Raw genomic sequence first — 24,210 nt, 5'->3', positions numbered from 1 at the left:
ACATCTATGTGAAGGTTCCAAGATTCGGTCCATGACCACCACGTCTTCTGACACGCAGTCTCGTACGCGACAGGTCAGCCTGCCATGGTCGGCGCTGTTGGCACTGGGGACTGCCGTCTTCATCACGAGCTTGACGGAGACTCTGCCTGCCGGTGTGCTGCCCGAGATGTCGGCCTCACTGGGCACCAGTTCAGGTGCTACCGGCCAGGCCGTCACCGTCTATGCGGCCGGTACGGCGTTGACCGCGATCCCGCTCGCCAGGGTGACAGCATCTGTTCCGCGGAAACCACTGCTGCTCGGCGCCATGGCCGTCTTCCTGGTGGCCAACACGCTGACTGCGGCTGCACCGGGATACATCGTCCTCCTTGCGGGCCGGTTCCTCGCCGGTGTGGCGGCGGGCCTGGCGTGGGCGATCCTCGCTGGCTACGCCCGTCGTATCGCACCTACCGGCTTGGAAGGCCGCGCCATCGCCGTGGCGATGACCGGGATCCCTGTGGCGTTGTCCTTGGGGGTTCCGGTCGGCACGCTGATCGGTGAACAGGCGGGATGGCGGGCGGCGTTTGGCGCTGTCTCCCTGGTTACTCTTGCCGTCATCGGCTGGATCAGCGTGTCCGTCCCCGGCGTGGGGCAACCCGCCATTGCACAGGCTGACCCCCTCCGTTCGGGCCCCGCACCAGAATCAGCGAAGTCGCCCCTGCGGCAGACCCTGGCGGTGCCCGGTGTCGCGGCGATCATGGTCACGGTCACGACGTTCGTTCTCGGGCACACGATCATCTATGCCTACATCGCTCCCTACCTACAGCACGCCGGGCTCGGGTCAGCGACCGACGCGGTCCTCCTTGCTTTCGATGTCGCATGCCTGGCGAGCATTTGGTACGTCGGACGCCATGTCGACCGCCGGCTACGGGCTCTGATGGTCGCCGGCGCGGTGCTGTTCACTCTCGCCACCGCAGCTCTTGCCGTCACCACAACACACTCGATCGTTTGGATCGCCGCTGTTCTTTGGGGCCTGGGGTGGGGCGGTGCCCCGACCTTGCTGCAAACTGCAGCCGGACAAGCCGGAATGCGGCGCAGGAGCGCTGCTGCTGACACCGCGCAAGCGGTCCTCGTCACCCTCTGGAACGCCGCGATGGCCCTTGGTGGCATCATCGGTGGCCTCCTGCTGCAAAACTCAGGCGTCACCGTGGTCGCCGTGTCAGCCGCCGCCCTCGGGGCTGCCAGCCTGCTCATCGTCGTCGGGGCCCGACACCACGCGTTCCGCAAAGCTCAGGCCACGCCATGACACACGCCAACGCACCTCTACGTGTTGAAGGACGCCGGCGTCTGGTCGAACGTTGCCGCGCTCGGCCCATCGCGCACGTCGCTGCAAAGATGGGCATCTTCAGGGCGACCGCATCGAAGTGGGTGGCCCGCGCGTTGGCGAGCCGGACGCGGACGGCCTGCATCAGGGATGCTCGGCGGCGGCATGGTCCGTCAGGTGCAGAAGGTAGCGCGGCGGTGCGGTGCCCACTCGACACCGCACCGCCGCGCGTCTGTGTCACGGGCCGCCCAACCTCCTCGCGGAGGTTGGGCGGTCCCGTCGGCGGGCTGCGGTACGGCCGCAGCGGTCGCCTCGGGTGGCGCGAGTTGGTCCTGAGCACGACGCTCGTTGAAGCCATCAGGTGCGGACTAATGCCTCATTCGGAACGCGACGGCTTTCCAGTCCACCTCGAAGGCCCTGCCGTTCGTCTCGACCCGCGTGACCAGCAGGTACGCGAGAAGGATTAACAGGATCGGGATCGCCAGGGGACCCGATCCTCCGACCCGAGGATGGGGCTGCTGTCGTACCTGCTGGTCGACCTCCAAGCCCTGCATGGGGGTGACCGCTGCTACGTAATAGCCGGTTGAGAGCAATCACGGCGACACTTGCATTTCTCGGCAGGCCCGGCCGCCCGGAGCGCCCGCCACCCGTGTAACGGACGGCGATGGTCAGGGCGCGTACGACGGCGGCAGATTAGTGCGGATTGGAGTCACGGGGCTATCGCATCGCATTGACCGGCGCTCTACTGCACGCACCTTTGCCTGCGGCTCTACGTTGCCGCGGGTCAACTCTGTGCGGCGGAACCGGACCCCGGCAGGTCGAACAGTTGAGTCGACGGCTTCCCGGGATGGGGGTTACAGTTCCGGCCGTCGGCGTGGACGGACGTCACTCGATCTTGCTCTCGCGCTGTGTTAGCCTTCGCATGCGCCCCAGATGGGCCTACCCCCCGGAGGTTTTGGCTACTTCAGCCGCCACGCCGAGATCGACGCGAGGTACGCGTTTCTCGTGCGGGATCCGGGGCGACGGCGCCTTCGAGGGTTTGTCATCGTTGCGGCTGGTGGACGCTGTGGGCTTCCGGTCGGGTCTTCGGATCGACCGAAAAGACGGTACGAATGACAGTCACGTTCAACCACACCATCATTGCCGCCAGGGACAAGAACGCGTCGGCCGCGTTCTACCGGGAGCTGTTTGAGCTTCCGGAGGCACCCTCGTGGGGGCTGTTCGTCAATGTTCTGCTGGACGAGGGTGTGCTGCTCCAGTTCGCTGAGCCGCCGGTGGACATCCAGATGCAGCATTACGCGTTCCTCGTCGACGATGAGCTGTTCGCGCGATGCCTGGCGTATATCGAGGAGCGAGGCATCACGTACTGGGCCGACCCGCAGATGAAGCGGCCGGGGGAGACCAACACCGAGCATGGCGGCCGCGGGGTCTACTTCAAGGACCCCGCAGGTCACGCGATCGAACTGATCACACGCCCGTACCTGTCTTCGCGTGACTGAGCGCGAGACGACCAGGCTCATCGCCTGGAGCCGTGAGCTTCGCCAGGTGCACGCGCGCCTGCGCGAGGCGCTCGACCTCACCCGCAGTGCGGCTGCCGAAGGCCGGCCCGACGGGACGGCCACGCGTGACATGCTGCTGTACTGCCACGGGTTCTGCGTTGCCCTTGACGGGCACCATCGGGGCGAGGGCCACACCCTGTTCCCGGCGATCAGGGCGGTCCACCCGGGAACTGGAGCCAGTGCTCCGCGACCTCACCCAGGACCACTCGATGATCGCGGACCTGCTCGCCGGCCTAGAGGCCGCAGTCAATCGGGCCGCACCGGTCGCCGAGTTGGATCGTCACATCGCGGGCATCGCAGCCATTATGGAGAGCCATTTCCGGTACGAGGAACGTCAGCTGCTCAATGTCCTCGAGACGCTCTCGCTTGATGCGCCACCCGAGGAGGTCCTAGGCCCGCTGTGAGCAACCCGGGCCCGCGAACGGGCCCGGCCGCTCCATCCTCAACTGCCGAACTCGGTGCGGATCCGGGTGAGATCTATCGGAAACGGTCGTTGTGAAGGCCCATCAGTTGGCCGCGCGGCAGGTATCGACTAGGCAGACGATCTGCCGTCGACGTTGGTGGACATGGTGTGCAGGATGCCGGGCAGTTGCTTCAGCGCGGCGGCGGGCAGGTCGCGAACCGTCTCCTCTGCGAGGGTGACCCACAGCTCCCGGATCTGGTCGGCAAGGGCTTTGCCGCTGTCGGTCAGCGATACGACGGTGGCGCGCTTGTCGGCCGGATCGGGGGTGCGCCGGATGTGGCCCGAGGCCTCCAGCTTTCGAGTCATCAGCGTGACGCTGGGGGGCTCGCAGCCCAGCGCCTCGCCGAGCTGAGCCTGAATAAGGGGGCCGGTCCGGTCGAGCTCGAGCAGCACGGCCTCTTGACCGGGGTGCAGGCCGAGCGGGGCCAGCAACTGCGCCGCTCGGGCCCGGTGACGCAGGCTGAGCAGACGGATTCCCTGGTTGAGGGCGTCGGCGTACTCGGGATCCATGGACCCTCCTTGACAACAGCGTTCGTTATGCGCATAAGATTATCCGCATAACCGTTATGCGCATAATCAATGCTACACAGACTGGAGCCGACATGACGGTGCAGGTCGCAGTCTTCTACTACAGCTCGACGGGCACGGTTCACGCCCTCGCTGAAGCCGTCGCTGAGGGCGCCACCTCGGCCGGGGCCGAGGTGCGACTGCGCCGGGCCGCCGAGCTGGCCCCCGCCGAGGCCATCGACCAGAACCCGCAGTGGCGTCGGCATGAAGCCGGAACCGACACCACGTAGCCCTGCTGGCCGGCGTACGGGTCCGGTGCAGAGCCAGGCACGCCAAATGTGCATGGGCTCGGGCGAGTGGCGCTGGGGGACCTTGCGGCGCCGGTCGCCCCCCGGCGACGTACGTCCGTTGCTCACGATGAGTAATCGGTGGACGTGGGCCGTCGCCGAATCGCGGCAAATCGTGCGGCTGAAGTGTGGTCCGATCGAGCACTTGAGTCCGTTTCCGGGCGCCGTCGCGGGGGGCAGGCCAGCGCCGGTGCGGTGGCCTGCCCCTGTCGTGGTGAGAGGTCGAGTGTGGTCAGGCTCGGCGCAGTGGTGCGAGCGCGTCGGTCCAGGCGGTCACCTCGGTGAAGAGTTGGTGCAGCATGGCGTTGTGGCGATCGCCGGGGGTGAACGCTGCGAACGCTGCGAAGTCGGTCGCGAGTGACAGGCTGACCTGAGTGCGTACGCCAGCTAGCTGGAGACCCGCGGTGATGAGGCGCAGGTGTTCCACCGCGCGGGCGCCGCCGACGTTACTGCCGTACGAGACGAAGCCTGCCGCCTTGTTGTTCCACTCGGCATAGAGGTAGTCGATGGCGTTCTTCAACGCTGAGGGGATCGACCGGTTGTACTCCGGGGTGACGAAGACATAGCCGTCGAACTCGGCGACCTTGGTGCTCCATTGCCGTGTATGGGCGTGGGCGTAAGAGCCGAATAGCGGTGACTGCGGCTCGTCGAAAACCGGCAGGTCGTAGTCCTTGATGTCCACCACCTCAACGTTGATGCCGTCGTGCTGGCTGCCCTGCTTGGCGACCCACTCGGCCACCTGATGGCCAACCCGGCCGGGACGGGTGCTGCCGAGGATGACTCCGATGTTCGTCACGCATGGTCCTTCTTGTCGTTCCGCCGGTTGCTGACGGCTGGGAATGTTGTGCCGAGCGAATCGATGGCGCCGTCCGATACGCGGGTTCGCCGCAGTTGCTGACGTGGATGTTCGGGTTGCAGGGCCGCGTCAAGGCCGTTCAACCGCAGCACGCTCGCGCCGCGCAGGTGTGCCAGGTCCACACCGCCGTCCCCCGTGTATCTGACAAAGGTCACCTGCTCGGTCCAGTCCAGGCGGGTGCCGTCCGCTTCGGCGGCGAGCCCGACGGTGACCAGCGAGGTCCATCGCAGTACGCCATCGACGACGGCCTCGTAGCCGTAGATGATCCGGTGGGCGTTCGCGATGTCGATGTACCGCGACCGGTACTCCAGCAGCTCGGGCGCGGTGTCCAGCCCGGTGAAGGTGCTACGCGCCGTCTCCCCACCGCCCACCCGGAAGTCATGCTCGGATGAGGCTCCGCTGCCCGGAAGCCGGAACCACCGCCGCCTGACTTCGGTGTCGGCGAATGCCGTGAAGACTTCGTCCGGCGGCACATCGAGGTGCCGCGAGATCGTGAACGTGTCATGCCGGACCATGCCCTTCCTTCCGCTGTCACGGCCACAGAGTGGGTGGCCGCAGGCCAGTTACGATCAGTAAGAAACGTGGGTCCACCGGATTTAGTCCGGCTTCCCAATACGCACTTTGAAGTCAGCTACTGACGGATGAGGAACCCAAAGGCCATGACAAGCCTCCTTGGCACCGAACTCGCACAGCGCGGGGTCGCCCCGGACTGTGTACAGACGATCGAGCTCGTCCGTGATGTACTGGCGCGGGTCGGCGACAAGTGGACGTTGCTGACCATCACGGTCCTGGCGTCCGGTCCGCTGCGCTTCACGGCGCTACACGGGCAGATCGCCGGCATCTCCCAGCGGATGCTCAGCCAGACGCTGCGCGCACTCACCCGCGATGGGTTGGTGACCAGATCCGCATACCCGGAAGTACCCCCGAGGGTGGAATATGCCCTTACGCCACTCGGCCGCTCACTGAGCGACGCCGTGGACGGCCTTGTGCGCTGGGTCCGCGACCACCAGGCCGAAATCGCCCAAAACCGCGACGAGTTCGACCCGGCACCCACCGCGAACACAGCCATCCCGCCACGCGCATTGCCTGAGCTACGAACCGCAGCTGCCGCGTCGCGACCTCAACAGGATTCAGACGTGCTGTCATCGGCAAAGCCGTGAGCGGCTGAACATGTTCCGGAGGCCATGTACGCGGCGAGGATGTAGTCGGGATGCCGGTCGGGGTTCTTGCGGGCCCGGTCATAGCGCGTGGTAGTCCGTGCTGTGTGGGCGAGGTGCTTGAGTCGGCGGGTGGCGGCGTGCCGGTCCATCCTCCGACCATGGGTGTTGCGCAGGATCGGCCCGGCGGTGCGGTCGTTGACGGCCTGGTCGATAGCCCGAGCGACCGCGGGTGGTAGCGGGACGAGGACGACCTTGCCGTCCGCGAGATCTACGCCCTGCTCACCCAGAAGAACTACAATCAGCTACTTGACGACCAGCGTCGCATCCCTGGACCCCGGGCACCCCTCACACGGCCGGGAGCGGCCGATCTGCCTGACTATCCACTTCGCATGCTTGATTGCGGTCTCAGCGTCTATCGCAGCCTTGATCCGCCCGGTAAACGCCACGGCCGTTATCTTGTGGCGCCCTCCGGCGGAGACTCCCCAGCCTCTGCGGCAGCCTCTCCCACATCGTTGGGGAGATCGGCTGTCGGAGCGATGAGCGCGTTGGCCGCGCCGCTTGGACGCGCCGGTAGATTCTTTGTACAGCCGGCTTGCGGTCGCGGGTCGGGTTGATGCGCGGGAACGTAAGCACGATGTCCAAGCCGGAGATCGAGGCTGTGAACTGGGCCCCGAGTGTGTCTGCACCCACGATGATCGGCGCTGGTAGGACCATGAATCCGTCGGGCATGATCGTCTCCGCTCCGCCCCGCACGCGTCGGCGTGAGCTTTTTCGGCGGCGGACGTGCCAGCGGTAACAGGGCAGCCACGGTTGGGATCTGCCGTCCAATGTGTTCGCGGCCGGAGCGCGTTGCGCTGCCGAGATCGAGTGCACTCTGCTCGGCAGAGTCGGGCGGTAGCGGCTGGTGGGCGCGCGGTCGGCGGCAGATGAGGGCTCGGCGTGGGGTGTTGCCTGGGTTGGGTCCGCACCGTGGCCGCGATCGAAGCTCGCCGGCGCGGCAGGGGTGGGGCTTCGGTCATTGCCTAGCAGCTCGGCGCTCGCGGCGTCGTTGCCTATGTGCTTGGCCGGTTGGCACCGTGCGCGGGATACGGTGCGGACCATGCGAGCCATGCAGTGCGCCCGTTTCGGCGGCCCGGAAGTACTGAATCTTGTCCACGTGCCTGAGCCGGTAGCAGGCGATGGTCAACTACTTGTCGACGTGAGCGCGGCAGGAGTCAACTTCGCCGATACCAGCCGCATCGCCGGGTCCTATCGTCCAGCACCGGAACTGCCGTTCATCCCCGGCGCAGAGGTGGTCGGGCGGACCGCTGACGGTCGCCGCGTGCTCGCGCCGATCTTCGGCGGTGGTGGCTTCGCTGAGCGGGCGGTCGTCGAAGACGCGGACGCCGTGGCGGTGCCCGACGGGGTGAGCGATGCCGAGGCGCTCGCGCTTCTCGTCCAGGGGCTGACCGCCTGGCACGTACTGAAGAGTTGCGCGCGGATACACCGCGGCGAGACGGTCGTCGTCAACGCCGCGGCCGGCGGTGTCGGCTCGCTCGCTGTGCAGCTCGCCAAGCACTTCGGTGCCGGGCGCGTCATCGGTACGGCCTCCACGGAAGTCAGACGTGACCTGGCGCTCTCGCTCGGCGCGGACGTCGCCGTGTCCAGCGAGGCGGACGGTTACGCCGAGCGGGTCCTCGACGCCAACGACGGCAGGCCAGTGGACATCGTCCTCGAGTCGATCGGCGGACGAGTTTTCAGCGCCGGTCTCGATATCCTGGCGAATTTCGGACGCCTGGTCACCTTCGGCAATGCCTCCCGCGAAGGCCGTCCGCCCGTCGACCCGGGTGCCCTCGCGGATCGCAACACCGCCGTGACGGGCTTCTGGCTGCGACCGGCCCTCACGGTTCCCGGCACCTATGTGGAGCCGTTAACCGAGATGTTCGCGCTCATCGCTGCCGGAGTGCTGAGACCGTTGGCCGATGCCGCATATCCCCTTGAGGACGCCCGCCGTGCCTTCGAGGACGTCCTCGCCCGTAGAACCACCGGCAAGGTCACCCTGCGTCCCTGAACTTTGATCCGGTAGTCCCGCGTCCGGTACCCCGCAACCATGACACCCGCCCTGTCCATCCCGTGGCGCTGGTCGAAGCAAGCGAGGGTCAGCGCTGGCTGGACCGGAACCAGGCATCGGAACGGGCGAACGCTTAGTGGCAGCGGTCGATACCTGACGTTTGCGCAGCTGAGGTAAAGGGAAGGCGGCCTTAACCCGGTTCGCCCACACCCGGCGAAGGGCCCAGCGCCAGGGGATGGCCGGCAGGCTGCGAGTCGGGTGCCGGACAGATGGCGGTTACCGTGCGTCAATGGTCCGCTACTTTCGATCACCATGAAGGATCTGGGGCGGTACTGGGGCTATCTGGCGTTCATCATCCTCGTTACGGCCTGGTGGACTCGCTCTGTGGGGCCGCTGGCGCTGCTCGTAATGTCCATGCTGGTGACAGGCTTCTTCCTGTTCCAAGCGCCTGTGTGGTGCTGCGCCGTCAACCGGGACGGGACCCTCTGCCGGAACAACTCGACTGGCCTCCTGCTCGGATGCAGCAAGCGGCAGCACAAGTGGCAGAAGCTCAGGATGACCATCGTCCCGAACGCCTGGCGTCAAATGAACCGCGGGCTTTGGGCGTCACCCAGGGAAGGACTGACGACCCTGGGCGCGATCGTGGGGATGCTTTCGGCGGTCGCGGCCACAGCGATCAGCGTTGCTGGACAGTTTGCTGGCAAGGCGTGACCAGCTACCTCGCGAAAGGGTGCAGAACAGGCATCGCTCGACACGATGCGGTGGGCGGCGTACGGCTCTTTGTCTAACCGGGCATGCGGTGCGTGGTGAGGTCCGGCGCGGATACTGGCGGAGTGAAGGAGCAGGAGCAGACGACGGAGTTGACCCGCTGGACCATTCACGGTGAGCGGGTGGTTGACGACTCCCGCCGGGCGCGGCTGAGCATTGCCGAGGTGGAGTTGCCGGACGGAGTTCGTTTCGAGCAGTACGTGATCCGGGCTCCCCGGTCGGCGATGGTCGCCGTGGTCGACGATCAGCAGCGGCTGTTGTTGATGCGGCGGCACCGGTTCGTGTTCGACCGGTGGGTGTGGGAGTTGCCCGGTGGCTACGTCGACGACGAGGAGCATCCGGCGCAGTGCGCAGTGCGCGGTGCGGGAGGTCGAGGAGGAGACCGGCTGGCGGCCTCAAGGGGTGGAGCCCTTGCTGTCCTTCCAACCGTGGGTCGCCACTGCCGACGCCGAGAACCTCCTGTTCCTGGCTCGTAAGGCTGAGCGAATCGGCCCACCTTTGGACGTGAACGAGGCGGAGCAGGTCGCGTGGATTCCGCTCGACGAGGCGTACGGGCTGGTGTCCCGGGGTGAGATCGTCGGCGCCGGCACGGTGATCGCGGTGCTGGAGCTGGTCGCGCGTAAAGCCCGGGGAGAGCTGTGACGCTCAGCGTCGGGGACCGAGGGTGGCGTCGACGCGGCCGGTGAAGTGCCGGACGGCGGGTAGTCGCCGGTGCGGGGCGAGTTGGGTTCGCAGGTCGCGGAGGCAGCCCACGGCTCTCGCGGAGCGGAGCTGGGCGGTCAGGGTCAGGGCTTCCGCGCCGATGGCGCAGGCTCGGTCGGGATCGCCCTGCTGGGCGTGGACGCTGGCGAGCAGGGCGAGGTTGAAGGCTTTGCCGCGTACGTAGCGGTTGTCCATGCGTAGGGATCGGGCGGCGAAGCGTTCGGCGTGGGTGTTGCGGCCAAGGGCGTGGAAGCAGTGGCCGAACTTGGCCGACAGGTACGCCTCGTCGAAGTAGCTGAGCCATTGCGGCTCGGTGCTGCGGTCGGCCCGGTCGAGGGCTTGTTCCGCCTGGTGCAGGGCGGCGGCGCAGGCCCGTTCGTCGTTGGCTTTGGCCAGGGTCCTGCACGTGCTCGCCGAGATCCTTGTACTTGATGACGGCGTTGTATCGGCGTGCCGTCGTGACCAACTCCTCATGGGCGAGCGGTACCCACGCTGCGAGCGCATCCACGAACGCCACGGGCGAGTTGTCCGCCACGCGATAGGTGCCTGGCCCCGTCGTCACGCCCTGACCCCACGGCTCGCCGTAGTCAAAGTCGAAGATCGTCACGAGGGAGCCCGGTCGCGAACGTGAGATCGGCCGTGATCGAACCCTGCGTGACGCGCGCGGGCTCGCGACCCTCGCTCGCATCCGCGGCGTTGTTGTGGTCCGCTGTGGAACCCCGCACCACCAGCGCCAGCCCGGCGAGGACGGTCGCGGCTGCGGCCAGCTCTATCGGGCCGACGGGCTCGTCGAGCAGCAGCCACGCCGCGCTGAGCCCGAAGACCGGCACCAGCAGGCTGAACGGCGCCACTCTCGCGATCGAGTACTGGGCGATCAGCCGGTTCCAGATACCGAAGCCGACGAGGGTCGACACGTACGCGACGTACGCCACGGCTAGCAGCCCGCGCCACGACAAACCAGTGATCGCATCCAGCACCGCCTCTCCGCCGTCGATAACGCCGGCCAGGCCGAGCAGCGGCAACGGCGGCACCAGGCTCGACCAGACCAGCAGCGAGAGCGGTCGCGTCTCGTCGCTGGCCCGCATGACTAGGTTTGCCAGGGCCCAACTGGCCGCCGCGAACAGCGTCAGCACGAAGCCGATCATGGAGGCGTGGCCGCCGCTGTGGATCGCCAGCAAGCCGATCCCGACCGATCCGACCAGCACGCCGGCCACCTGCGCCCGCGCCGGTCGCTCGCCCAGCACCGCCGCCGCCAGCAGCACCGACATCAGGGCCTGCGCCTGCAGCACCAGCGAGGCCAGACCGGCCGACATGCCAGCCGCGAGCGCCGTGAACAGCGCACCGAACTTCAGGACGCCGAGCACCAGCCCGTAGGCGACCACGTAGCGGAGCCGGGCGCTGGGGCGCGGCACCAGGAAGACCAGCGGCACTGCCGCCGCGACGAAGCGCAGTGCGGTCAGCACGAGCGGCGGCAGGTCGCGCAGGCCCAGCTCGATGGCGACGAAGTTGACGCCCCAGATAGCCGCGACGAGCAGGGCGAGAAGTCGGTGTGATGCCTTCATGCCGGCTACCCTGCCCGAGGCAACGCTTAAGGACCAGTTCAACGTTCTTCATTGCTGCTGTAGCGTGGCTACATGAATCTTGACGTACGCCGGCTCCGCGTGCTGCACGAGGTCGCGCTGCGCGGCAGCGTCACCGCCGCCGCCGCGGCGCTGCACGTCACTCCGTCGGCGGTCTCGCAGCAGCTCGTCCAGCTGTCCCGAGAGGCCGGGCACGAGCTTGTCGAGCGGGCCGGGCGCGGGATCGTCCTGACCCCGGCCGGCCAGGTTCTGGCCAGCCACGCGAAGGACGTGCTGGGCGCGGTGGAGCAGGCGGTGGCCGGACTCGCCGCGCTCCGCCACGGCGTCAGCGGTACGGTGCGGGTCGGCGCGTTCGCGTCCGCAGCCGGCGCGCTGGTGGCTCCCGCCGCCGCCCGCCTGCGGGCGAAGCACCCGGAGCTGGACGTGCGGGTGATCGAGGCCGAAGACCAGCAGAGCCGCCTCGACCTGCGCTCCGGCACCCTCGATGTGGCGGTGCTGCAGGAATACGACCACGTGCCCGCGCCGCTGGTCGACGACCTGGACCGGCATCCGGTCACCACCGACCCGATGCACCTGATCACCCCGGCCCGGTGGCGCCGTCACACCGGCCGGCTGACCGAGCTGAGCGACGCGCCATGGATCGCCAGCGCCGAGCACACGCCGTGCCTGCGGTCCACATTGCACGCTTGCCGGCTCGCCGGCTTCGAGCCGGACATCCGGCATCGTGCCGTCGACTTCGCGCTCACGCTGGACCTCGTCGCGGCCGGGCTGGGCGCCGCGCTGGTGCCGGAGCTGGCGCTGCGCCACGTGCCACTCGGGGTGCACGTGGAGCCACTGGTTGAGCCGGTCACCGAGCGACGCATCTTCGCAGTCACTCGCGCCCTCGGCGGCACGCCGCAGCGGCCCGCGGTGGACGCCCTCCTGGCGGAGCTAGGCGGCTCGGCCGGCGTCCCCCGTGGACAGCATCCGCCGATCATCGCCTGATGTATGTGCTTTGACCCCAAGCGACGAGCATTCGGCCATGATGGGGGCAACGGACGTTGCCGTCAGTCCGCGCGCACGTCAAGCCCGAGGTCGGTGGCGATGACCATGAAGTTCAAGCAACACGGGAAGCGAACTCTTCACATCGTCAATGTCGTCGGCTGCAGTGCCCAGGCTGATCGTAGCGAGGAAACATCCTGGTCATCGACTTGTGCAGGTCCTCGACAATACGGGCAGCCATCAGGCACGGGCGGTCTCTGGCGTGACTTCATCTCACGCCTCTGGTCACCGACGGTTGAGCCGTCGAGTCGGCCCCAGCTCATGATCACGTGCACGGATCGGCCGCAATCAGGGCGCTTGGCACCGTGATGACGGTTGGGCTGCCGGTTGAGCTGTCAGCCGGTGTCGTGGGTTGCGATGCGGGACCGCGCGAGCCTGTACAGACTGGAGCTGAGCTCTGCGAGACTCGCTGCCGTGGAAACTGACGACGAGGACAAGCTGCGCACCCAACGGGCCGTAGCTGCACCCACCACAACCTGCGGCTCCACGTTTCGGCAGCGCAGAGTGGGTGCGGCGTCCTGTTTCATTGACGTTCGTCTTGTCGCATCTGGTTGCCAGGAGCGTTGGAAGTTGCGCGGCTCGATCGGTGTGCCGTAGCGGGTGATGACGACGAGGTCGGTTTCGCCACGCCCTGCCGGCGGCTGCTCTCGCCTCGTCGCATTGCTCGCGCCGCGGCGGCCGAAATGCCAGCAGGCGTCGATGAGGCGGGGGTGTGGTCGCCTTCCTTCCGATCTACGCTTCGGCCGTCAGTCCGAGGTTCGGATCTGCTCCAGGTAGGTCAGAGGCTCCCGGAGGTACTCCATGAGCTCCCGCAGCGCGTCCTTCTCCGCCGTGGTGATCACGACGTCCTCCTCCGACAGGGCGCCGACGAGCTCCGTGATCGCCAGGTCCCAGGCCCCGGCGCCGGCGGCGGTCAGGACGAACGGCCGGTGATTCGGGCTGATCCTGGGTGCGAGCTGGTCGGTGACCCGGCGGCTGCGCCGATAGTAATCGTTGACTTCCATGGGTCTCCCGTAGGTTCGGTGGCTAGGCCTTTGGGTTGGTGGTGACGCCCTGGCCGCTGACGGGGAAGCCGCCGGAGATGCTGCCGTCCTTGTCCAGGGTAACGATGCAGGTGATGCCGTCGCGGGTGCCGGTGACGCGCCAGCCGTCGCCGTTGGCACGTGCCTGAGGGGGGCTGTCTGGGTTGGTGGCGATGCTCTTGAACCAGCCCTCGACCTGCTCCTTGGTGGTGCCGGGCGGGAAGAGCGTCTTGCCGGGCTCGGTGGAGGAGGGCCTGTGGTTGCCATTGCCCAGGCCGTCGCCGTCCCAGATCTTGTCCATCGCCCCCTCGCCCATCTCACCGAAGCGGCGCATGTCGTACCTGGCGTCGGCGAAGTCGGGGTCGTCCCAGGGGTTGGTCCTCTTAGGTGTCTCGGGCTCGGATGTGTCGGCGTCCTTCGGGTGGCCCTCCCCGGCGCGCTTGAGGCCGTGCTGCTGGGCTGCTCCCACGCGCTTGGGCATCATTCCGGGGTTGAACTTGGCACGCTTGGGGTCGTCACCACCGTGCGGTGGGGTGGGGCCTGACGGGTGCTTGTTGTGGAGGCCCGCCACAGCGAACAGGACCACCAGGACGGCGGTGGTCCGCAGAGCCGCCATGAGTTGTCGCATCGAGGGCCGCCTAGACGTCGAGGAGTGCGCGGAGGGCGGAGATGCTGGTGATCAGGCCCATCAGCCAGCCGAAGATGCGGCCGGTCCAGCGGACGACGGCGATCGCGAGCTGGGAGGCGACCAGCGGTGTGGCGACGCCGAGAGAGAAGACCACCTCGGCCAGCCACACCACGACCTTGGCGATGCAGTCGGCGATGAAGGCGCGCACGACCTCCCGCACTATCTGCACCACGGTTCCGGCGCCACGGGTCGCGGCACCCATGCCGGCGGCCGTGCCCGCGAAGATCCCGGCGACGTCGATGTTGATGGTGAGGATGTCGCGGTAGGCGTCGGCGGCGGCGCCCTGCCATCCGTCGAGGTCGCCAACCAGCCGCGCCTTGAGGTCCTCGGCGATGGAGAACAACTCATTGGCCATGTTGTCCCAGGTCATGGCGTGCGTCTCGATGGTCTCGGGATTACCGGCGAGCCAGTCGAGTGCCTGCTTCAGTGGCTCGACCTGCTCGATGGCCCACTCGATGCCCATCGACAGGAGCGTGCTGAACGGGTCGATGGCGATGGCCGCCCCGTCGAGAGCGGCGCCCAAGCCCGCGATCGAGCCGTCGATCCAGCTGCCGGAGTCGATGGCGTCCTTGATGCCCATGTAGTCGTCGGCGAGCGGCAGGCCGGTCCAGCCGTCGCGGTGCGCGGCGCTGGTCGAAGGGATGTCGGAGGTCGTGGCGACCAGTGGGTTGCTCATGAGGGGACGCCGGGCCGGCTCAGGTCGCGGAGTGGAAGGAGTTGAAGCCGTCGGTGGTCGACTCCTCGGTCCGCTCGTAGGCGTCGGCGGTTTTCTTGATTCCCGCGGCGAGCAGCGCGATGTTCTCGGCGAGCATGTCCACGCCCTTGTCCTGGTCCCGGTGGCGTCCCTCCAGGATGGGCGGCAAGAACTGGCAGAGCTGCCCGTAGGCATCGTCGGCCTGGAAGATGGTGCCGCTCGCGGCCTTGACGGCGGCGAAGCGGTCGTGGATGGCCAACATGGCCGCGGCGTGCGCGCGCAGGGCCTCGACGTCGACCTCGAATCCCCCGTACATCAGTAACGCCCCTCTTCGTCCTCGGTGTCGACGGTCCGGAATCCGGCCAGCAGGGCCCGGCCGGTCGCCGAGTCGGCGCCGACCGTCTCCCGCACGACCTCGTCGGCGGCCTCGGCGAGCTTGACCCGCGCGTTGCGATAGGCGCCCATGATCGCCTGCTGCGTCTGCTCCAGGCTCACGCGCTGCACCCGCGCGGAGAGCCGGACGTCGGCCATCGCCCCCGTGGAGTCGACGGTGACCTCGACGATCCCGTGGGCGTCGGTGGCCGCGACCCGCAGCGCGCGCAAGCCGGCAGCGGCGGCCTGCGTGTCGGCGGCCCGGCGCACGGCATTGGCCTGCCATGCCTCCAGGCGTTCCCGCGCATCCTCGGCGTCCAACAGCGGATTAGCCATCGCGCCTCCGTTTCCGTCGCCGAGCCGGAGATTTAGAGGCGTCAGTGTAGCCGCGTCCGCCACACCAAGATTGCCCAGCGAATGCGGCGTGATCTGGTCAATGATCTCGGCGACGTGGGTGCTGATGATCGCCTTCTTCGGGTCTGCTCGACCTGGGGGCGGTGTTCGGCCTAGAGAGCGCCCACCACCTGGGCGGCCAGGTGTGATGAGCCCGGGTCGTCCCTGGCACGTTGGCGCCGGCGGCTGGCGAGGAATTGAGTCGCCTTCTGTCAGCATCCAGACACCATTCAGCCCCGTACGTGGCACGCCCTCGCCTGCAAATCAAGGACAGGACCGAGCGGGTTGCCGTCGACAGCTATGGCGACAGCAACCGGGCCGGACGTCAGGGGCCGGCGACGGAGGACTACGTCTCAGCGTCCGACGTCGGAGACGGGTGCGGACGCGCCCGGACGGCGCGCTCAGAACGTCGGTCCAGGCCGCCCGGACAGGGGCGTGCCGCTGCGCCATCGCCCAGGTTTCCGCCAGCGCTGCGGCGCGCTGCGGTCCGGTGGGCGCGAATTCGAACCCCGTGTCCTGGACGTGGAGGCTGTCGAGGCCGATCAAGTCGGCCTCGTCGTCGAAGGCCATCTCCAAGTCGAGCTGCCATAGTTCGGGCTGCCAGTAGGGATCGTCGTGGTCACCGACATCTGCAATCGCCAGTTGCCGGGTGAAGGTCAGAATCAGGCGGTTGTCGCTCCAGGACCGTCGGCCCCACTGGCCGGATGAAGCCGTCTGCGTCGGAGTCCGGAGTTGGGTCGATGCCGGCGATGTCCGATTGTAGGAACTCAGCGAACGCACCCCATGCCGCCTCGACATCGGTCACAGAATCCGGCTCGACGCCGTGCCGCCGCAGAATCTGCGCGAACACCTCACCGCTGGCCCGCCACGGGGTGTGCATGCGACCAGCATGCCCTGACGGACGAGCCCGGCTGCCGGCGGTGGGAGGACTTTCTGTACGTCTATCAAGGCGGCCCGCAACCGGGCCGCACGCTCCGCCGCCAGGGCCGCGCGGATACGAGCCCGCGCGGCGTAGGGAGCGGGCGGCAACCGTGTCGACGAGCTGGCGGCGGCACCGGACAGCGTGCCAGCGTCTTCGGGGTTATGCGGCCGCAGGTAGGTCGGTAGCGTTGGTGCCACGGCGGCCTTGAGGCCGGTGACGGCGTCCCGCGCTACAAGGAGGTTCGGGATGGATTCCTTGCCGGAGCTGACCTTCGGGCAGCGGTTGAAGGTCTATCGGGAGCGGTCCGGGAAGACCCGTGCGGTGCTGGGTGGGCTCGTGGGTCGTAGCGCCGAGTGGGTCAAGGCGGTGGAGACCGATCGGATCCTGCCGCCGCGCATTCACATGCTGGATCGCATCGCGCGTGCGCTCAAGGTCGATGTGTCTGCCCTGGCTGGGGAGCTGAGCCACCGGTCGGCCGTGGTCAATGGGCCGGAGCATCCGGCGCTGGCGTCGGTGCGGGACGCGGTGAACCGCGTCATGCTCCCCGACGACGCTGAGCCGGAGTCGTTGGCCGGCTTGAGGGAGCGGCTTGCGGCGGCGTGGCGGGCGCGTCATCAGGCGTCCGATCACCGGACGGTGCTGGGTGGGTTGCTGCCGACGCTTCTGCACGACGTGCAGCGCGCCGCGCTGGTGTATGAGGGCGTTGAGCGTCGGCAGGCGCAGTCGCTGTTGGCCGAGACGTTCGGGCTGACGCAAATGTTTCTTGCGTACCAACCGGCCGCCGAACTGCTGTGGCGGGTCGCGGACCGGGCGATGGTGGCGGCGCAGGATTCCGGTGACCCGGAGGCGGTGGCCTGCGCGGCGTGGTTCCTGTGCCAGGTGCATCGGGACGCCGGGGACTGGGGCACCGCCATGGCGGTAACGCACAACGTCCTGTCGGCTCTGGAGCCACGAGCGGCCGACGGGGGCACGAACCTGCTGGCGTTGTGGGGGGCGCTCAACTTCGAGGCCGCGTACACCGCCGCTCGTGCCGGGGAGGAAGGTCGGGCCTGGCGATACTGGGATCGCGCGGACATGGTGGCGCAGCGTTTGCCGGAGGGCTTCTATCAGCCGCAGACGTCGTTCTCTCGGGTCATCATGGGTGCCCACGCGGTGACTGTGGCGGTGGAGTTGCAGAAGGCCGGTGAGGCGGTGCGGCAGGCACGCCGCCACGACTCGGCGGTGATCCCGTCGAGACCGCGCCGGGCACGCCACCTCATCGAGGTCGCTCGGGCGCACTACGGCAAGGACGACAAGGAAGTGGCCGTGAAGACCCTGCGGCAGGCGTACGAGTCGGCGCCGGAGACGATCCGCTTCAACGGGTACGCGCGCCAGATCACGTTGGACCTGCTCGATGGCCCACGCTCCACCCGTGACGATGCCCGTGACCTCGCCGTCAAGGTCGGGCTGCTCTCGTGATCGAGGGGTAGGAACCTTACCCATTCCGCTGCGCGACCGACCGTAGCTTCTTGCTCACGGGATGCGGCGGGCGGTGCGGGTATCGCCTGGTCGCCGCGTCCCTCTCAGATTCGAGGGCAGGAGGCCGCCCTCATTCGCGAGGGAGGGAGGGAGGGTCCGTGCGGCGCGTCTCGTATGACGAATACCTTTCTGCCACCGCGCTGACTCTTGCCCGAAGGCACCGGCCGGTGTGGTCGTGGCTGCTGTGGCGGCGCGTCTGCCGCTGCGGAGCTGACCTGCCGTGCCGCGCCCGACACCGGATTCCGATCAATCGTGGCCACTGGCCACAGGAGGACGAGCAGTGACCAGCGGACAGCAACAGGCGATCCTCGCGGTGCACGTCCGAGGGCCCGACGGCATGTGTGTCGGCTGCCGAGCGTGGTGGGCGCCGCTCACGCCGTACCCGTGCTGGCAGGTGGAATGGGCGACCAGCTGGCAGGCGCGGGCGATCACTGCACGGTTCCTGGAGGGTGCGCGGTGACCACCCACGGCCCGGTCGTGCCGGTCTGGAGCTGTGGCGGCTGCGACCTTCCCTGGCCATGCCCGACACGTAGGCGGGAACTGCGCGCGGAGTATTCGGATGCACCGGTGTCGTTGGCCCTCTACCTCGGCTCCTACCTCGTCCAGGCCACTGAGGACCTGCCCTGGACGTCGGCCGGCGTGCTGCACCGCCGCTTCCTCGGCTGGACCAGGGAGGCCGACCCGTCTACGCCAGCAGTGCAGCAGCGAAGTACAGCAACCGTGCCAGCCGAACCGAGCCGAGACACGCGTCGGCAGGCCGTCTGACCTCGCATCGAGCCTGACCCGAACGTCTCATCGAGAGTTCACACCGAAGAGGTCGCGGGTTCGATACCAGCATCGCCCACTCTCAGTTCGTGAGGGTCAGAAGCCCGTTACCGGATTCATTGAGCAAGGCCGTGCCGCGTCCGGAGCGTCTGGCTGCGGGTTCTATGGCCAGGAACGCGAGTTAGCAGAGGGATTCGTTGGGTCGCTCCTTGGAGCAGTCGGCCGACTAAGCCGAAGCGGCCAGCGTGTGGGCCCGCGGCGTCGGGGCGTTGTCGCCGTCGTTAATCTCTGGAACTTCGTGACTGCCGAGTCGCCGATTGCGTAGGCGACCATGGACCGTACCCGCGGGCGTTGCAGCCCTTTACCGATCGACCCGGGCAAGCGCAACGCGACCCGGGCGCGGCCACTACTCCAGATCGGGCTGCGGTAAGACACGCATCTTCGGGAGCGGGGAAAGGGCGATCCACAGCACACCCAGGAGCGCCCCGATCGCCGCGACCCACATCGTAGGCCGCAGACCCAACGCGACTCCAAGAGCACCGCCGAGCAGCGCTCCGATCGGGCGGATGCCGTAGTTGACGGTGCGCTTCAAGCCCTGCATGCGGGCCAGCATCGACGTCGGTGTCGCGGCAGTCTGAACCGACCCCGCGTTGATGTCGAGCATCACGAGACCCACCCCGGACACGAACTCGGCGACGAACAACATCACCAGCACAACGGGGTAGGGGCCGGTCGCGAACGGCACCAGGATCAGCGGGGCGGGAAAAATGACATAAGAGGCCAGGAGAGTCGGGCCGATCCCGAACCGGCGGGTGAGAGGTCCGGTGATGACGGCGCCGAGCAACCCGCCGGTAGCACCTACGCCGATGACGAGCCCGAGTATTCCGGCGCTGACATCCAGCTCGGTGGTGACGTAAAGAATGAACAACGCTTCGAACATGTAGTTGAAGAAGTTGAGCGTCGTGCTCGCCAACAGAATGGACCGCAGGGGCGCCGAACGTGCAAGATACCGCAGGCCAGCGGCAGCGTTGCTCAGTCCACCCCTCTCCGTGGACGGCAGGAACTCGATCGCCTTGGTCCGGGCGAGAAACATCGCCGACACGACGTACGACGATGCATCCACGACAACCGCGATCGGCGCGCTCAACACCTGCACGAGAATGCCACCGACGCTTGGGCCGGCCACCGACGACATGGCGTGAGATCCGTTGATCAGAGTATTCGCCTCGATGTAGTCGCGGCGATCCACCAGAGCGACGAACAGGCTGCTGTACGCCACCTCGAAAATCACCGACAGGGTGCCGAGGGCGAACGCGATCACATACAACTGCGGCAGGGTCAGGACGTCGGTGAACCACAGCACCGGGACGACGGCGAGCAGGAGCGCCCTGCCGACGTCCGCAGCGATCATGAGGCGGCGCTTGTTCGGGTAGCGATCCACCCACGCACCGACAATCACGGAGAGCAGCAGATTCGGCGCGAGACCGGCGGCAGTCAGAAGACCCATCTGCGCCGGCCCGGCACCGGTGGCCGACACGGCCATCAGCGGGATGGCCAGGGTGGTCACCTGGTCGCCGAACAGCGACACCGTCTGAGCCGACCAGTAACGACGAAACGCGGTCTGACGCAGAAGCCTCGGCAGCCAGCGCCGCCCTCCGGGCGCAGCAGCCTCCGGGATGACGGAGAGATCAGGCATGGCCTGCCCTCCCACCACCGACGGGAACCGGGATGGCCATGTGAGGCACACCTCGGCTTCGTGCTTGAGCGTCCGAAGGGTACCCGTTCGGGTGCGCTTCGGGATGGTGCAGCCAAGTCGGCGGGACGATGCCACGGCCGCGCCCGGGATTGGGGGAGTAGCAGTGTGAGCCACCATCGCCCGCGTCCGGCCTTGAATGCGGGTACTCCGATTAGGTTCCCGCGCCGCGCCCGTCTGTACCTGTGAGATCGAACCTACGGGAGGCTGGCATGACGCGGAAACTGACCTTTGGCATGAATGTGACCCTGGACGGCTACATCGCCGCGCCCGGCGGCCACCTTGACTGGAGTGAGGGTGAGGGGCCGGACTCGTCGTCGAGCGACGAGCTGTTCCAGTGGTGGTCCGACCGGGTGGGGGCGACGGACCTGGCGCTGTACGGGCGCAAGCTGTGGGAGGCGATGAGTTCCCACTGGCCGACCGCCGACGAGCGGCCCGGGGCCACGCCGGCGGAGATCGAGTTCGCCCGCCGCTGGCGGGACATGCCGAAGGTCGTGTTCTCCTCGACTACCAGCACGGTCGACTGGAACACCCGCCTGGTCACCGGCGACGCGGTCGCCGAGATCACCCGGCTCAAGGCCGAGGACGGCGGGCCGATGGACATCGTCGGCGCGACGCTTGCCGGGGCGGCCATGCGGGCCGGGTTGATCGACGAGTACATGCTGGTCACCTACCCGGTCCTGGTGGGCGGCGGTACGCCGTTCTTCACCGCGCTGGACAGCTGGGTGCACCTGAACCTCCTGGAGAGGCGGGCATTTCCCGGCGGTGTCGTGCTGACCCGATACGAGACGAGGCGGTGAGCACGCGTCAGCCGCTCGATTCGTGAGGCCGGATCGAATCTTCCTGACGAGGGACGACGGCGTCGTTGATGGTGACGATGACCTTCGGACGTGACGGCGCGCCCCGCCGGCAGACGCCGGCGGGGCGGTGCGTTCGTCCTGTCGTGTTGCTGGTCGCGGTGCTCATTCCGCGGCGCCTTCGGTCACGCCGGCCCGTGCGCTGGACTCGCCGATGAGCGGACCTGTGTGATCACAGTGTCGGGGGGAGGTCCAGCCAAGGTTTGTCGCTGGCGTCGAATCCGGTGAGTTCGGCGATCTTCCCGTCGACGATGTGCAGGACCGCGATCGCGAACAGCCGGTGCTCCGGGTCGTCGGGGCTGCGGAGGTACAGCACGGCGGCAGGCGTTCGGTTGACCGTCGTCGTGATACCGCGCCAGTCGTCGTAGCCGGGCTGGAAAAGCCCATTGGCGACCCAGCCGTCCACCGCCTCCTTGGCCGTGCTGACCGAGGTGCCCGCCTCGGGAAGCATCGCGAAGCGCAGGTCGTCGCGGAGCAGGGACATCAGTCCGCCGAGGTCGTTGCGCTCATGGGCCTCGATATACGACTTCACCACGACGCGCTCGTCGTTCGACAGCTCGTGCGCGGCGGGGCTCCGCCAGTCGAGGCGGCGGTCGGGCAGCTGCTCGCGCATCGTCACGCGCGCCCGCTGCAGGGCGCTGGTCACCGATGCGACGGTCAGATCGAGGGCTTCGGCGGCCTTCGACGCCGGCCAGCCCTCGACGTCGCGCAGGATGAACACCGCCCGCTGCCGGGGCGGCAGGTGCTGGACGGCGACGATGAACGCCAGCTCGACCGTCTCGCGCGCCACCGCCGATTCCTGCGGGTCCTCCGGGAGCATCCGGTCCGGGTAGGGCTGCAGGTATCGCACTTCCGAGCCCGCGCCCGGCAGCTCGGCGGTCACGGGTGTGCGGTCCTTGCGCTTCGCCAGGAAGTCGAGGCAGGCGTTCGTCGCGATCCGGTACAGCCAGGTCCGCAGGGCCGCGTGACCCTTGAACGACTCTCGCTTGTTCCACGCCCGCAGGAACGTCTCCTGCGTCATGTCCTGGGCGTCCTCGTAGTTCGCGAGCATCCGGTAGCAGTGCACCTGCAACTCACGCCGGTGCCGCTCCGTGAATCGTGCGAACCGCGCCGTGTCGCCCGAGCGGACCGCCGCGATGAACGTGGCCTCGTTGGCGCCCAGCGGTCTAGCGTCGGTCATGGTCATCCATCCTTCCAGTGGTGCGGGAGGGCCACCAGAACTGACGACGTGGCGGACGATTTCTGATCGGTTCCACCGCCGTTGAGTACTGTCGCCGGATGGACGACGGGGATTTCGTCGCTCTGGTGGAGCGGTACCGGGCCGAGTTGCGGGTCCACTGCTACCGCATGCTGGGCTCGTTCCAGGAGGCGGAGGACCTGGTCCAGGAGGCGTTCCTACGGGCGTGGCGCGGCCGTAGCGGTTTCGAGGGACGTTCCTCGGCACGCGCCTGGCTGTACCGCATCGCGACCAACGCGTGCCTCGACGTCCTCGCCAGCCGGGCACCTCGACTGCTGCCGTACCAGGTTGGTTCGCCCGCTGGAGGCGACGCCGGAGCTACGTCGTGGCTGCAGCCGTTCCCCGACCATGTGCGGGAGCCGGTCGCCTCGCAGTCCGACGAGCCGGAGGCGGCGGCCGTCGCGAGGGAGACCATGGAGCTGGCCTTCCTCGCCGCGATCCAGCAACTGCCGCCCCGGCAGCGCGCCGCGGTGATCCTGCACGACGTGCTGGGCTGGCCGGCCCGGCAGACGGCCGAAGCGCTGGACGGCACCGCCGCCTCGGTCAACAGCGCGCTGCAACGCGCCCGCGCGACCCTGCGCGACCACCTGCCGCCGGGCCGTACGGATTGGGCGCCGACCGCACCGCCAAGCGACGACGACCGACTGTTGCTGCGCCGGTACATGTCGGCCGTCGAGCGTGGCGATCTCGCCCAGCTCGCCGAACTCCTGGCAGAGGACGTGCGGGCGACGATGCCGCCGTACCCCGAATGGTTCTCGGACCGACGGTCGCTGCTCGACGCTCTGGCGCGACGCTGGAACCCCAGCTCAGCCGAGTACGGCGGGCCCATGCGACTGCTCGAAGTATCGGCCAACGGCCAGCTCGGTGCGGCAGGCTACGTTCGGTCGGCAGCCGGGCAGCCCTACCTGCCGTTCGCCATCGGGGTGCTGCGGATCGGCAACGGCCGCATCGCCGAACTCACCTCCTTCCACGAGCCGGCGCTCTTTCCCGCCTTCGTGCTGCCGCCCTACCTGGACCGATGAACTTTCGCGCCGTCGCCAGTCTCAAGAACCATGACCAACTCAGTAGTGAACGACACCGAGCCGCAGACGGCGAACGGAAAGGTGCTGTGGCACTTCACCACGTCACTTGACGGCTTCGTCGCCGGACCGGACCACGCGATGGGCTGGATGACCGGCACGCTGTCCCGCCCGGGCCTCATCGAGGAGTACGTCACGACCACCGGCGCCGTACTCGGCGGCCGCGCCGGATGGGACGCCGCGAACGCCCGCCCGTACGGCGGGGCCTGGAGCGGACCGTTCTTCATCCTCACCCACCACCCGCAGGACGCCACGCCGACCGAAGGCGTGACGTTCCTGAACTGCGACCCGGCCGAGGCCGTACGCATCGGGCTGAGGGCGGCCGACGGCAAGAACCTCGAGGTGCACTCGCCGACAATCGGCCGCCAGCTGCTCGCCCTCGGCCTGATCGACGAGATCGACCTCCATATCGCACCCGTCCTGCTCGGTGACGGCATCAGGCTTTTCGACAACCCGGGCGGCGAACCGATCACCCTCCGGCACGTCGGCGACCGCCCACCCACGGTGGTCGTGAACGTCCGGTACCGGCCCGCCGCAGGGGAGCAGACCCCTGGTCGCACCGACTGATTGCCCCGCC

25 protein-coding genes and 4 pseudogenes are annotated in these 24,210 nt (G+C 68.0%); 17 read left to right on the top strand and 12 right to left on the bottom strand.

Annotated elements, in window-relative coordinates; all coding sequences use genetic code 11:
- Window positions 1–31: 31 nt before the first annotated feature.
- The 5 genes and pseudogenes from ABZS77_RS11075 to ABZS77_RS11055 all read left to right on the top strand — a co-directional run bounded on the left by ABZS77_RS11075 (window position 32) and on the right by ABZS77_RS11055 (window position 3,263).
- On the top strand, window positions 32–1,282 hold the full coding sequence (locus ABZS77_RS11075; RefSeq protein ID WP_354820741.1) for an MFS transporter: 1,251 nt from the start codon (window positions 32–34) through the stop codon (window positions 1,280–1,282).
- Window positions 1,279–1,767, top strand: coding sequence for a leucine zipper domain-containing protein (locus tag ABZS77_RS11070; RefSeq protein ID WP_354820738.1), 489 nt, complete (start codon window positions 1,279–1,281; stop codon window positions 1,765–1,767). The genes ABZS77_RS11075 and ABZS77_RS11070 overlap by 4 nt, the downstream gene beginning before the upstream one ends.
- A 645-nt stretch (window positions 1,768–2,412) precedes the next feature.
- A complete protein-coding gene (locus tag ABZS77_RS11065) occupies window positions 2,413–2,799 on the top strand; it encodes a VOC family protein (protein WP_354820735.1) in 387 nt (128 codons plus the stop codon).
- A pseudogene (locus ABZS77_RS11060) lies at window positions 2,792–2,974 on the top strand (hemerythrin domain-containing protein); the annotation flags it as partial. The gene ABZS77_RS11065 and the pseudogene ABZS77_RS11060, both read left to right, overlap by 8 nt.
- Window positions 2,975–3,068: 94 nt before the next feature.
- On the top strand, window positions 3,069–3,263 hold the full coding sequence (locus ABZS77_RS11055) for a hypothetical protein (RefSeq protein WP_354820732.1): 195 nt from the start codon (window positions 3,069–3,071) through the stop codon (window positions 3,261–3,263).
- A gap of 128 nt (window positions 3,264–3,391) precedes the next feature.
- Here the strand turns inward: ABZS77_RS11055 and ABZS77_RS11050 are convergent, their stop codons facing one another.
- Entirely contained in the window at window positions 3,392–3,832 is a 441-nt protein-coding gene (locus ABZS77_RS11050) for a MarR family transcriptional regulator (protein WP_354820729.1), read from the bottom strand.
- 92 nt (window positions 3,833–3,924) lie between these two features.
- On the opposite strand from ABZS77_RS11050, the gene ABZS77_RS11045 reads away from it, so the two are divergent.
- Window positions 3,925–4,119 carry a flavodoxin domain-containing protein gene (locus ABZS77_RS11045; protein ID WP_354820726.1) on the top strand — a complete coding sequence of 65 codons (195 nt, stop codon included), beginning with the start codon at window positions 3,925–3,927 and terminating at the stop codon, window positions 4,117–4,119.
- A 289-nt stretch (window positions 4,120–4,408) separates the two neighbouring features.
- Here the strand turns inward: ABZS77_RS11045 and ABZS77_RS11040 are convergent, their stop codons facing one another.
- Together ABZS77_RS11040 and ABZS77_RS11035 are read right to left on the bottom strand one after the other, a co-directional pair.
- Window positions 4,409–4,972 carry an NAD(P)H-dependent oxidoreductase gene (locus ABZS77_RS11040; RefSeq protein ID WP_354820723.1) on the bottom strand — a complete coding sequence of 188 codons (564 nt, stop codon included), beginning with the start codon at window positions 4,970–4,972 and terminating at the stop codon, window positions 4,409–4,411.
- A complete protein-coding gene (locus ABZS77_RS11035; protein WP_354820720.1) occupies window positions 4,969–5,547 on the bottom strand; it encodes an SRPBCC domain-containing protein in 579 nt (192 codons plus the stop codon). Before ABZS77_RS11035 ends, ABZS77_RS11040 begins: the two co-directional genes overlap by 4 nt.
- 144 nt (window positions 5,548–5,691) lie before the next feature.
- Here ABZS77_RS11035 and ABZS77_RS11030 point away from each other — a divergent pair, with 144 nt between their 5' ends.
- The 4 genes and pseudogenes from ABZS77_RS11030 to ABZS77_RS11015 all read left to right on the top strand — a co-directional run bounded on the left by ABZS77_RS11030 (window position 5,692) and on the right by ABZS77_RS11015 (window position 9,652).
- Window positions 5,692–6,192, top strand: a complete 501-nt coding sequence (locus tag ABZS77_RS11030) for a helix-turn-helix domain-containing protein (protein WP_354820717.1) — start codon at window positions 5,692–5,694, stop codon at window positions 6,190–6,192.
- Window positions 6,193–7,291: 1,099 nt separating this feature from the next.
- Window positions 7,292–8,242: an NADPH:quinone oxidoreductase family protein gene (locus ABZS77_RS11025; protein WP_354820714.1), complete on the top strand. Its 951-nt coding sequence runs from the start codon at window positions 7,292–7,294 to the stop codon at window positions 8,240–8,242.
- 312 nt (window positions 8,243–8,554) lie between these two features.
- Window positions 8,555–8,953: a hypothetical protein gene (locus tag ABZS77_RS11020; RefSeq protein ID WP_354820711.1), complete on the top strand. Its 399-nt coding sequence runs from the start codon at window positions 8,555–8,557 to the stop codon at window positions 8,951–8,953.
- A gap of 83 nt (window positions 8,954–9,036) precedes the next feature.
- Window positions 9,037–9,652, top strand: a pseudogene (locus tag ABZS77_RS11015) (NUDIX hydrolase).
- A 3-nt stretch (window positions 9,653–9,655) separates the two neighbouring features.
- On the opposite strand, the pseudogene ABZS77_RS11010 reads toward ABZS77_RS11015, so the two are convergent.
- A pseudogene (locus ABZS77_RS11010) lies at window positions 9,656–10,108 on the bottom strand (XRE family transcriptional regulator); the annotation flags it as partial.
- A 191-nt stretch (window positions 10,109–10,299) separates the two neighbouring features.
- A complete protein-coding gene (locus ABZS77_RS11005) occupies window positions 10,300–11,274 on the bottom strand; it encodes an EamA family transporter (RefSeq protein ID WP_354820708.1) in 975 nt (324 codons plus the stop codon).
- A 72-nt stretch (window positions 11,275–11,346) separates the two neighbouring features.
- Here ABZS77_RS11005 and ABZS77_RS11000 point away from each other — a divergent pair, with 72 nt between their 5' ends.
- A complete protein-coding gene (locus ABZS77_RS11000; protein WP_354820706.1) occupies window positions 11,347–12,276 on the top strand; it encodes a LysR substrate-binding domain-containing protein in 930 nt (309 codons plus the stop codon).
- A gap of 803 nt (window positions 12,277–13,079) precedes the next feature.
- Here the strand turns inward: ABZS77_RS11000 and ABZS77_RS10995 are convergent.
- Genes ABZS77_RS10995 through ABZS77_RS10975 form a run of 5 tightly spaced genes read right to left on the bottom strand, consistent with a single transcriptional unit; the run spans window position 13,080 to window position 15,445 of the window.
- Complete coding sequence (locus ABZS77_RS10995) at window positions 13,080–13,337, bottom strand: hypothetical protein (RefSeq protein ID WP_354820704.1); 258 nt, start codon at window positions 13,335–13,337, stop codon at window positions 13,080–13,082.
- Between the two features lie 22 nt (window positions 13,338–13,359).
- Entirely contained in the window at window positions 13,360–13,983 is a 624-nt protein-coding gene (locus ABZS77_RS10990) for a hypothetical protein (RefSeq protein ID WP_354820701.1), read from the bottom strand.
- A 10-nt stretch (window positions 13,984–13,993) separates the two neighbouring features.
- Window positions 13,994–14,719, bottom strand: a complete 726-nt coding sequence (locus ABZS77_RS10985) for a hypothetical protein (protein WP_354820698.1) — start codon at window positions 14,717–14,719, stop codon at window positions 13,994–13,996.
- Between the two features lie 19 nt (window positions 14,720–14,738).
- Window positions 14,739–15,053 (bottom strand): type VII secretion target, encoded by a 315-nt coding sequence (locus ABZS77_RS10980; protein ID WP_354820695.1) that lies wholly within the window; start codon window positions 15,051–15,053, stop codon window positions 14,739–14,741.
- Window positions 15,053–15,445: a YbaB/EbfC family nucleoid-associated protein gene (locus ABZS77_RS10975; RefSeq protein WP_354820692.1), complete on the bottom strand. Its 393-nt coding sequence runs from the start codon at window positions 15,443–15,445 to the stop codon at window positions 15,053–15,055. Before ABZS77_RS10975 ends, ABZS77_RS10980 begins: the two co-directional genes overlap by 1 nt.
- A gap of 1,225 nt (window positions 15,446–16,670) precedes the next feature.
- On the opposite strand from ABZS77_RS10975, the gene ABZS77_RS10970 reads away from it, so the two are divergent.
- The 3 genes and pseudogenes from ABZS77_RS10970 to ABZS77_RS10960 all read left to right on the top strand — a co-directional run bounded on the left by ABZS77_RS10970 (window position 16,671) and on the right by ABZS77_RS10960 (window position 18,707).
- Window positions 16,671–17,882, top strand: coding sequence for a helix-turn-helix transcriptional regulator (locus ABZS77_RS10970; protein WP_354820689.1), 1,212 nt, complete (start codon window positions 16,671–16,673; stop codon window positions 17,880–17,882).
- 181 nt (window positions 17,883–18,063) lie between these two features.
- Window positions 18,064–18,402: pseudogene (locus ABZS77_RS10965) on the top strand (hypothetical protein).
- Window positions 18,399–18,707 carry a hypothetical protein gene (locus tag ABZS77_RS10960; RefSeq protein ID WP_354820686.1) on the top strand — a complete coding sequence of 103 codons (309 nt, stop codon included), beginning with the start codon at window positions 18,399–18,401 and terminating at the stop codon, window positions 18,705–18,707. The pseudogene ABZS77_RS10965 and the gene ABZS77_RS10960 overlap by 4 nt, the downstream one beginning before the upstream one ends.
- A gap of 406 nt (window positions 18,708–19,113) precedes the next feature.
- Here the strand turns inward: ABZS77_RS10960 and ABZS77_RS10955 are convergent, their stop codons facing one another.
- Window positions 19,114–20,403 carry an MFS transporter gene (locus tag ABZS77_RS10955; RefSeq protein ID WP_354820683.1) on the bottom strand — a complete coding sequence of 430 codons (1,290 nt, stop codon included), beginning with the start codon at window positions 20,401–20,403 and terminating at the stop codon, window positions 19,114–19,116.
- 269 nt (window positions 20,404–20,672) lie between these two features.
- On the opposite strand from ABZS77_RS10955, the gene ABZS77_RS10950 reads away from it, so the two are divergent.
- Entirely contained in the window at window positions 20,673–21,260 is a 588-nt protein-coding gene (locus ABZS77_RS10950; protein WP_354820680.1) for a dihydrofolate reductase family protein, read from the top strand.
- 229 nt (window positions 21,261–21,489) lie between these two features.
- On the opposite strand, the gene ABZS77_RS10945 is transcribed toward ABZS77_RS10950, so the two are convergent.
- Window positions 21,490–22,497, bottom strand: a complete 1,008-nt coding sequence (locus ABZS77_RS10945) for an RNA polymerase subunit sigma-70 (protein ID WP_354820677.1) — start codon at window positions 22,495–22,497, stop codon at window positions 21,490–21,492.
- Between the two features lie 98 nt (window positions 22,498–22,595).
- Here ABZS77_RS10945 and ABZS77_RS10940 point away from each other — a divergent pair, with 98 nt between their 5' ends.
- Together ABZS77_RS10940 and ABZS77_RS10935 are read left to right on the top strand one after the other, a co-directional pair.
- Window positions 22,596–23,576, top strand: a complete 981-nt coding sequence (locus ABZS77_RS10940) for an RNA polymerase subunit sigma-70 (RefSeq protein WP_354820674.1) — start codon at window positions 22,596–22,598, stop codon at window positions 23,574–23,576.
- A 30-nt stretch (window positions 23,577–23,606) separates the two neighbouring features.
- Window positions 23,607–24,200 carry a dihydrofolate reductase family protein gene (locus tag ABZS77_RS10935; protein ID WP_354820670.1) on the top strand — a complete coding sequence of 198 codons (594 nt, stop codon included), beginning with the start codon at window positions 23,607–23,609 and terminating at the stop codon, window positions 24,198–24,200.
- Window positions 24,201–24,210 lie beyond the last annotated feature (10 nt).

It is taken from the genome of Micromonospora sp. NPDC005298 (assembly GCF_040607375.1).
In the GTDB taxonomy this organism is placed as follows: Bacteria; Actinomycetota; Actinomycetes; order Mycobacteriales; family Micromonosporaceae; genus Micromonospora.
The sequence above is the reverse complement of the archived record's forward strand: the minus strand, read 5'-3'. Positions and strand labels throughout refer to the sequence as shown.

What these genes read in the sequence shown, in the direction of transcription:
- ABZS77_RS11075 (WP_354820741.1), top strand. Translation starts at nt 32, where the DNA reads ATGACCACCACGTCTTCTGACACGCAGTCTCGTACGCGACAGGTCAGC.
- ABZS77_RS10990 (WP_354820701.1), bottom strand. Translation starts at nt 13,983, where the DNA reads ATGCGACAACTCATGGCGGCTCTGCGGACCACCGCCGTCCTGGTGGTC.
- ABZS77_RS11035 (WP_354820720.1), bottom strand. Translation starts at nt 5,547, where the DNA reads ATGGTCCGGCATGACACGTTCACGATCTCGCGGCACCTCGATGTGCCG.
- ABZS77_RS10935 (WP_354820670.1), top strand. Translation starts at nt 23,607, where the DNA reads ATGACCAACTCAGTAGTGAACGACACCGAGCCGCAGACGGCGAACGGA.
- ABZS77_RS11005 (WP_354820708.1), bottom strand. Translation starts at nt 11,274, where the DNA reads ATGAAGGCATCACACCGACTTCTCGCCCTGCTCGTCGCGGCTATCTGG.
- ABZS77_RS11070 (WP_354820738.1), top strand. Translation starts at nt 1,279, where the DNA reads ATGACACACGCCAACGCACCTCTACGTGTTGAAGGACGCCGGCGTCTG.
- ABZS77_RS10995 (WP_354820704.1), bottom strand. Translation starts at nt 13,337, where the DNA reads ATGGAAGTCAACGATTACTATCGGCGCAGCCGCCGGGTCACCGACCAG.
- ABZS77_RS11000 (WP_354820706.1), top strand. Translation starts at nt 11,347, where the DNA reads ATGAATCTTGACGTACGCCGGCTCCGCGTGCTGCACGAGGTCGCGCTG.
- ABZS77_RS10940 (WP_354820674.1), top strand. Translation starts at nt 22,596, where the DNA reads ATGGACGACGGGGATTTCGTCGCTCTGGTGGAGCGGTACCGGGCCGAG.
- ABZS77_RS11025 (WP_354820714.1), top strand. Translation starts at nt 7,292, where the DNA reads ATGCGAGCCATGCAGTGCGCCCGTTTCGGCGGCCCGGAAGTACTGAAT.
- ABZS77_RS11055 (WP_354820732.1), top strand. Translation starts at nt 3,069, where the DNA reads ATGATCGCGGACCTGCTCGCCGGCCTAGAGGCCGCAGTCAATCGGGCC.
- ABZS77_RS11030 (WP_354820717.1), top strand. Translation starts at nt 5,692, where the DNA reads ATGACAAGCCTCCTTGGCACCGAACTCGCACAGCGCGGGGTCGCCCCG.
- ABZS77_RS10985 (WP_354820698.1), bottom strand. Translation starts at nt 14,719, where the DNA reads ATGAGCAACCCACTGGTCGCCACGACCTCCGACATCCCTTCGACCAGC.
- ABZS77_RS10970 (WP_354820689.1), top strand. Translation starts at nt 16,671, where the DNA reads ATGGATTCCTTGCCGGAGCTGACCTTCGGGCAGCGGTTGAAGGTCTAT.
- ABZS77_RS10955 (WP_354820683.1), bottom strand. Translation starts at nt 20,403, where the DNA reads ATGCCTGATCTCTCCGTCATCCCGGAGGCTGCTGCGCCCGGAGGGCGG.
- ABZS77_RS11065 (WP_354820735.1), top strand. Translation starts at nt 2,413, where the DNA reads ATGACAGTCACGTTCAACCACACCATCATTGCCGCCAGGGACAAGAAC.
- ABZS77_RS10975 (WP_354820692.1), bottom strand. Translation starts at nt 15,445, where the DNA reads ATGGCTAATCCGCTGTTGGACGCCGAGGATGCGCGGGAACGCCTGGAG.
- ABZS77_RS11045 (WP_354820726.1), top strand. Translation starts at nt 3,925, where the DNA reads ATGACGGTGCAGGTCGCAGTCTTCTACTACAGCTCGACGGGCACGGTT.
- ABZS77_RS11050 (WP_354820729.1), bottom strand. Translation starts at nt 3,832, where the DNA reads ATGGATCCCGAGTACGCCGACGCCCTCAACCAGGGAATCCGTCTGCTC.
- ABZS77_RS10980 (WP_354820695.1), bottom strand. Translation starts at nt 15,053, where the DNA reads ATGTACGGGGGATTCGAGGTCGACGTCGAGGCCCTGCGCGCGCACGCC.
- ABZS77_RS10945 (WP_354820677.1), bottom strand. Translation starts at nt 22,497, where the DNA reads ATGACCGACGCTAGACCGCTGGGCGCCAACGAGGCCACGTTCATCGCG.
- ABZS77_RS11020 (WP_354820711.1), top strand. Translation starts at nt 8,555, where the DNA reads ATGAAGGATCTGGGGCGGTACTGGGGCTATCTGGCGTTCATCATCCTC.
- ABZS77_RS10950 (WP_354820680.1), top strand. Translation starts at nt 20,673, where the DNA reads ATGACGCGGAAACTGACCTTTGGCATGAATGTGACCCTGGACGGCTAC.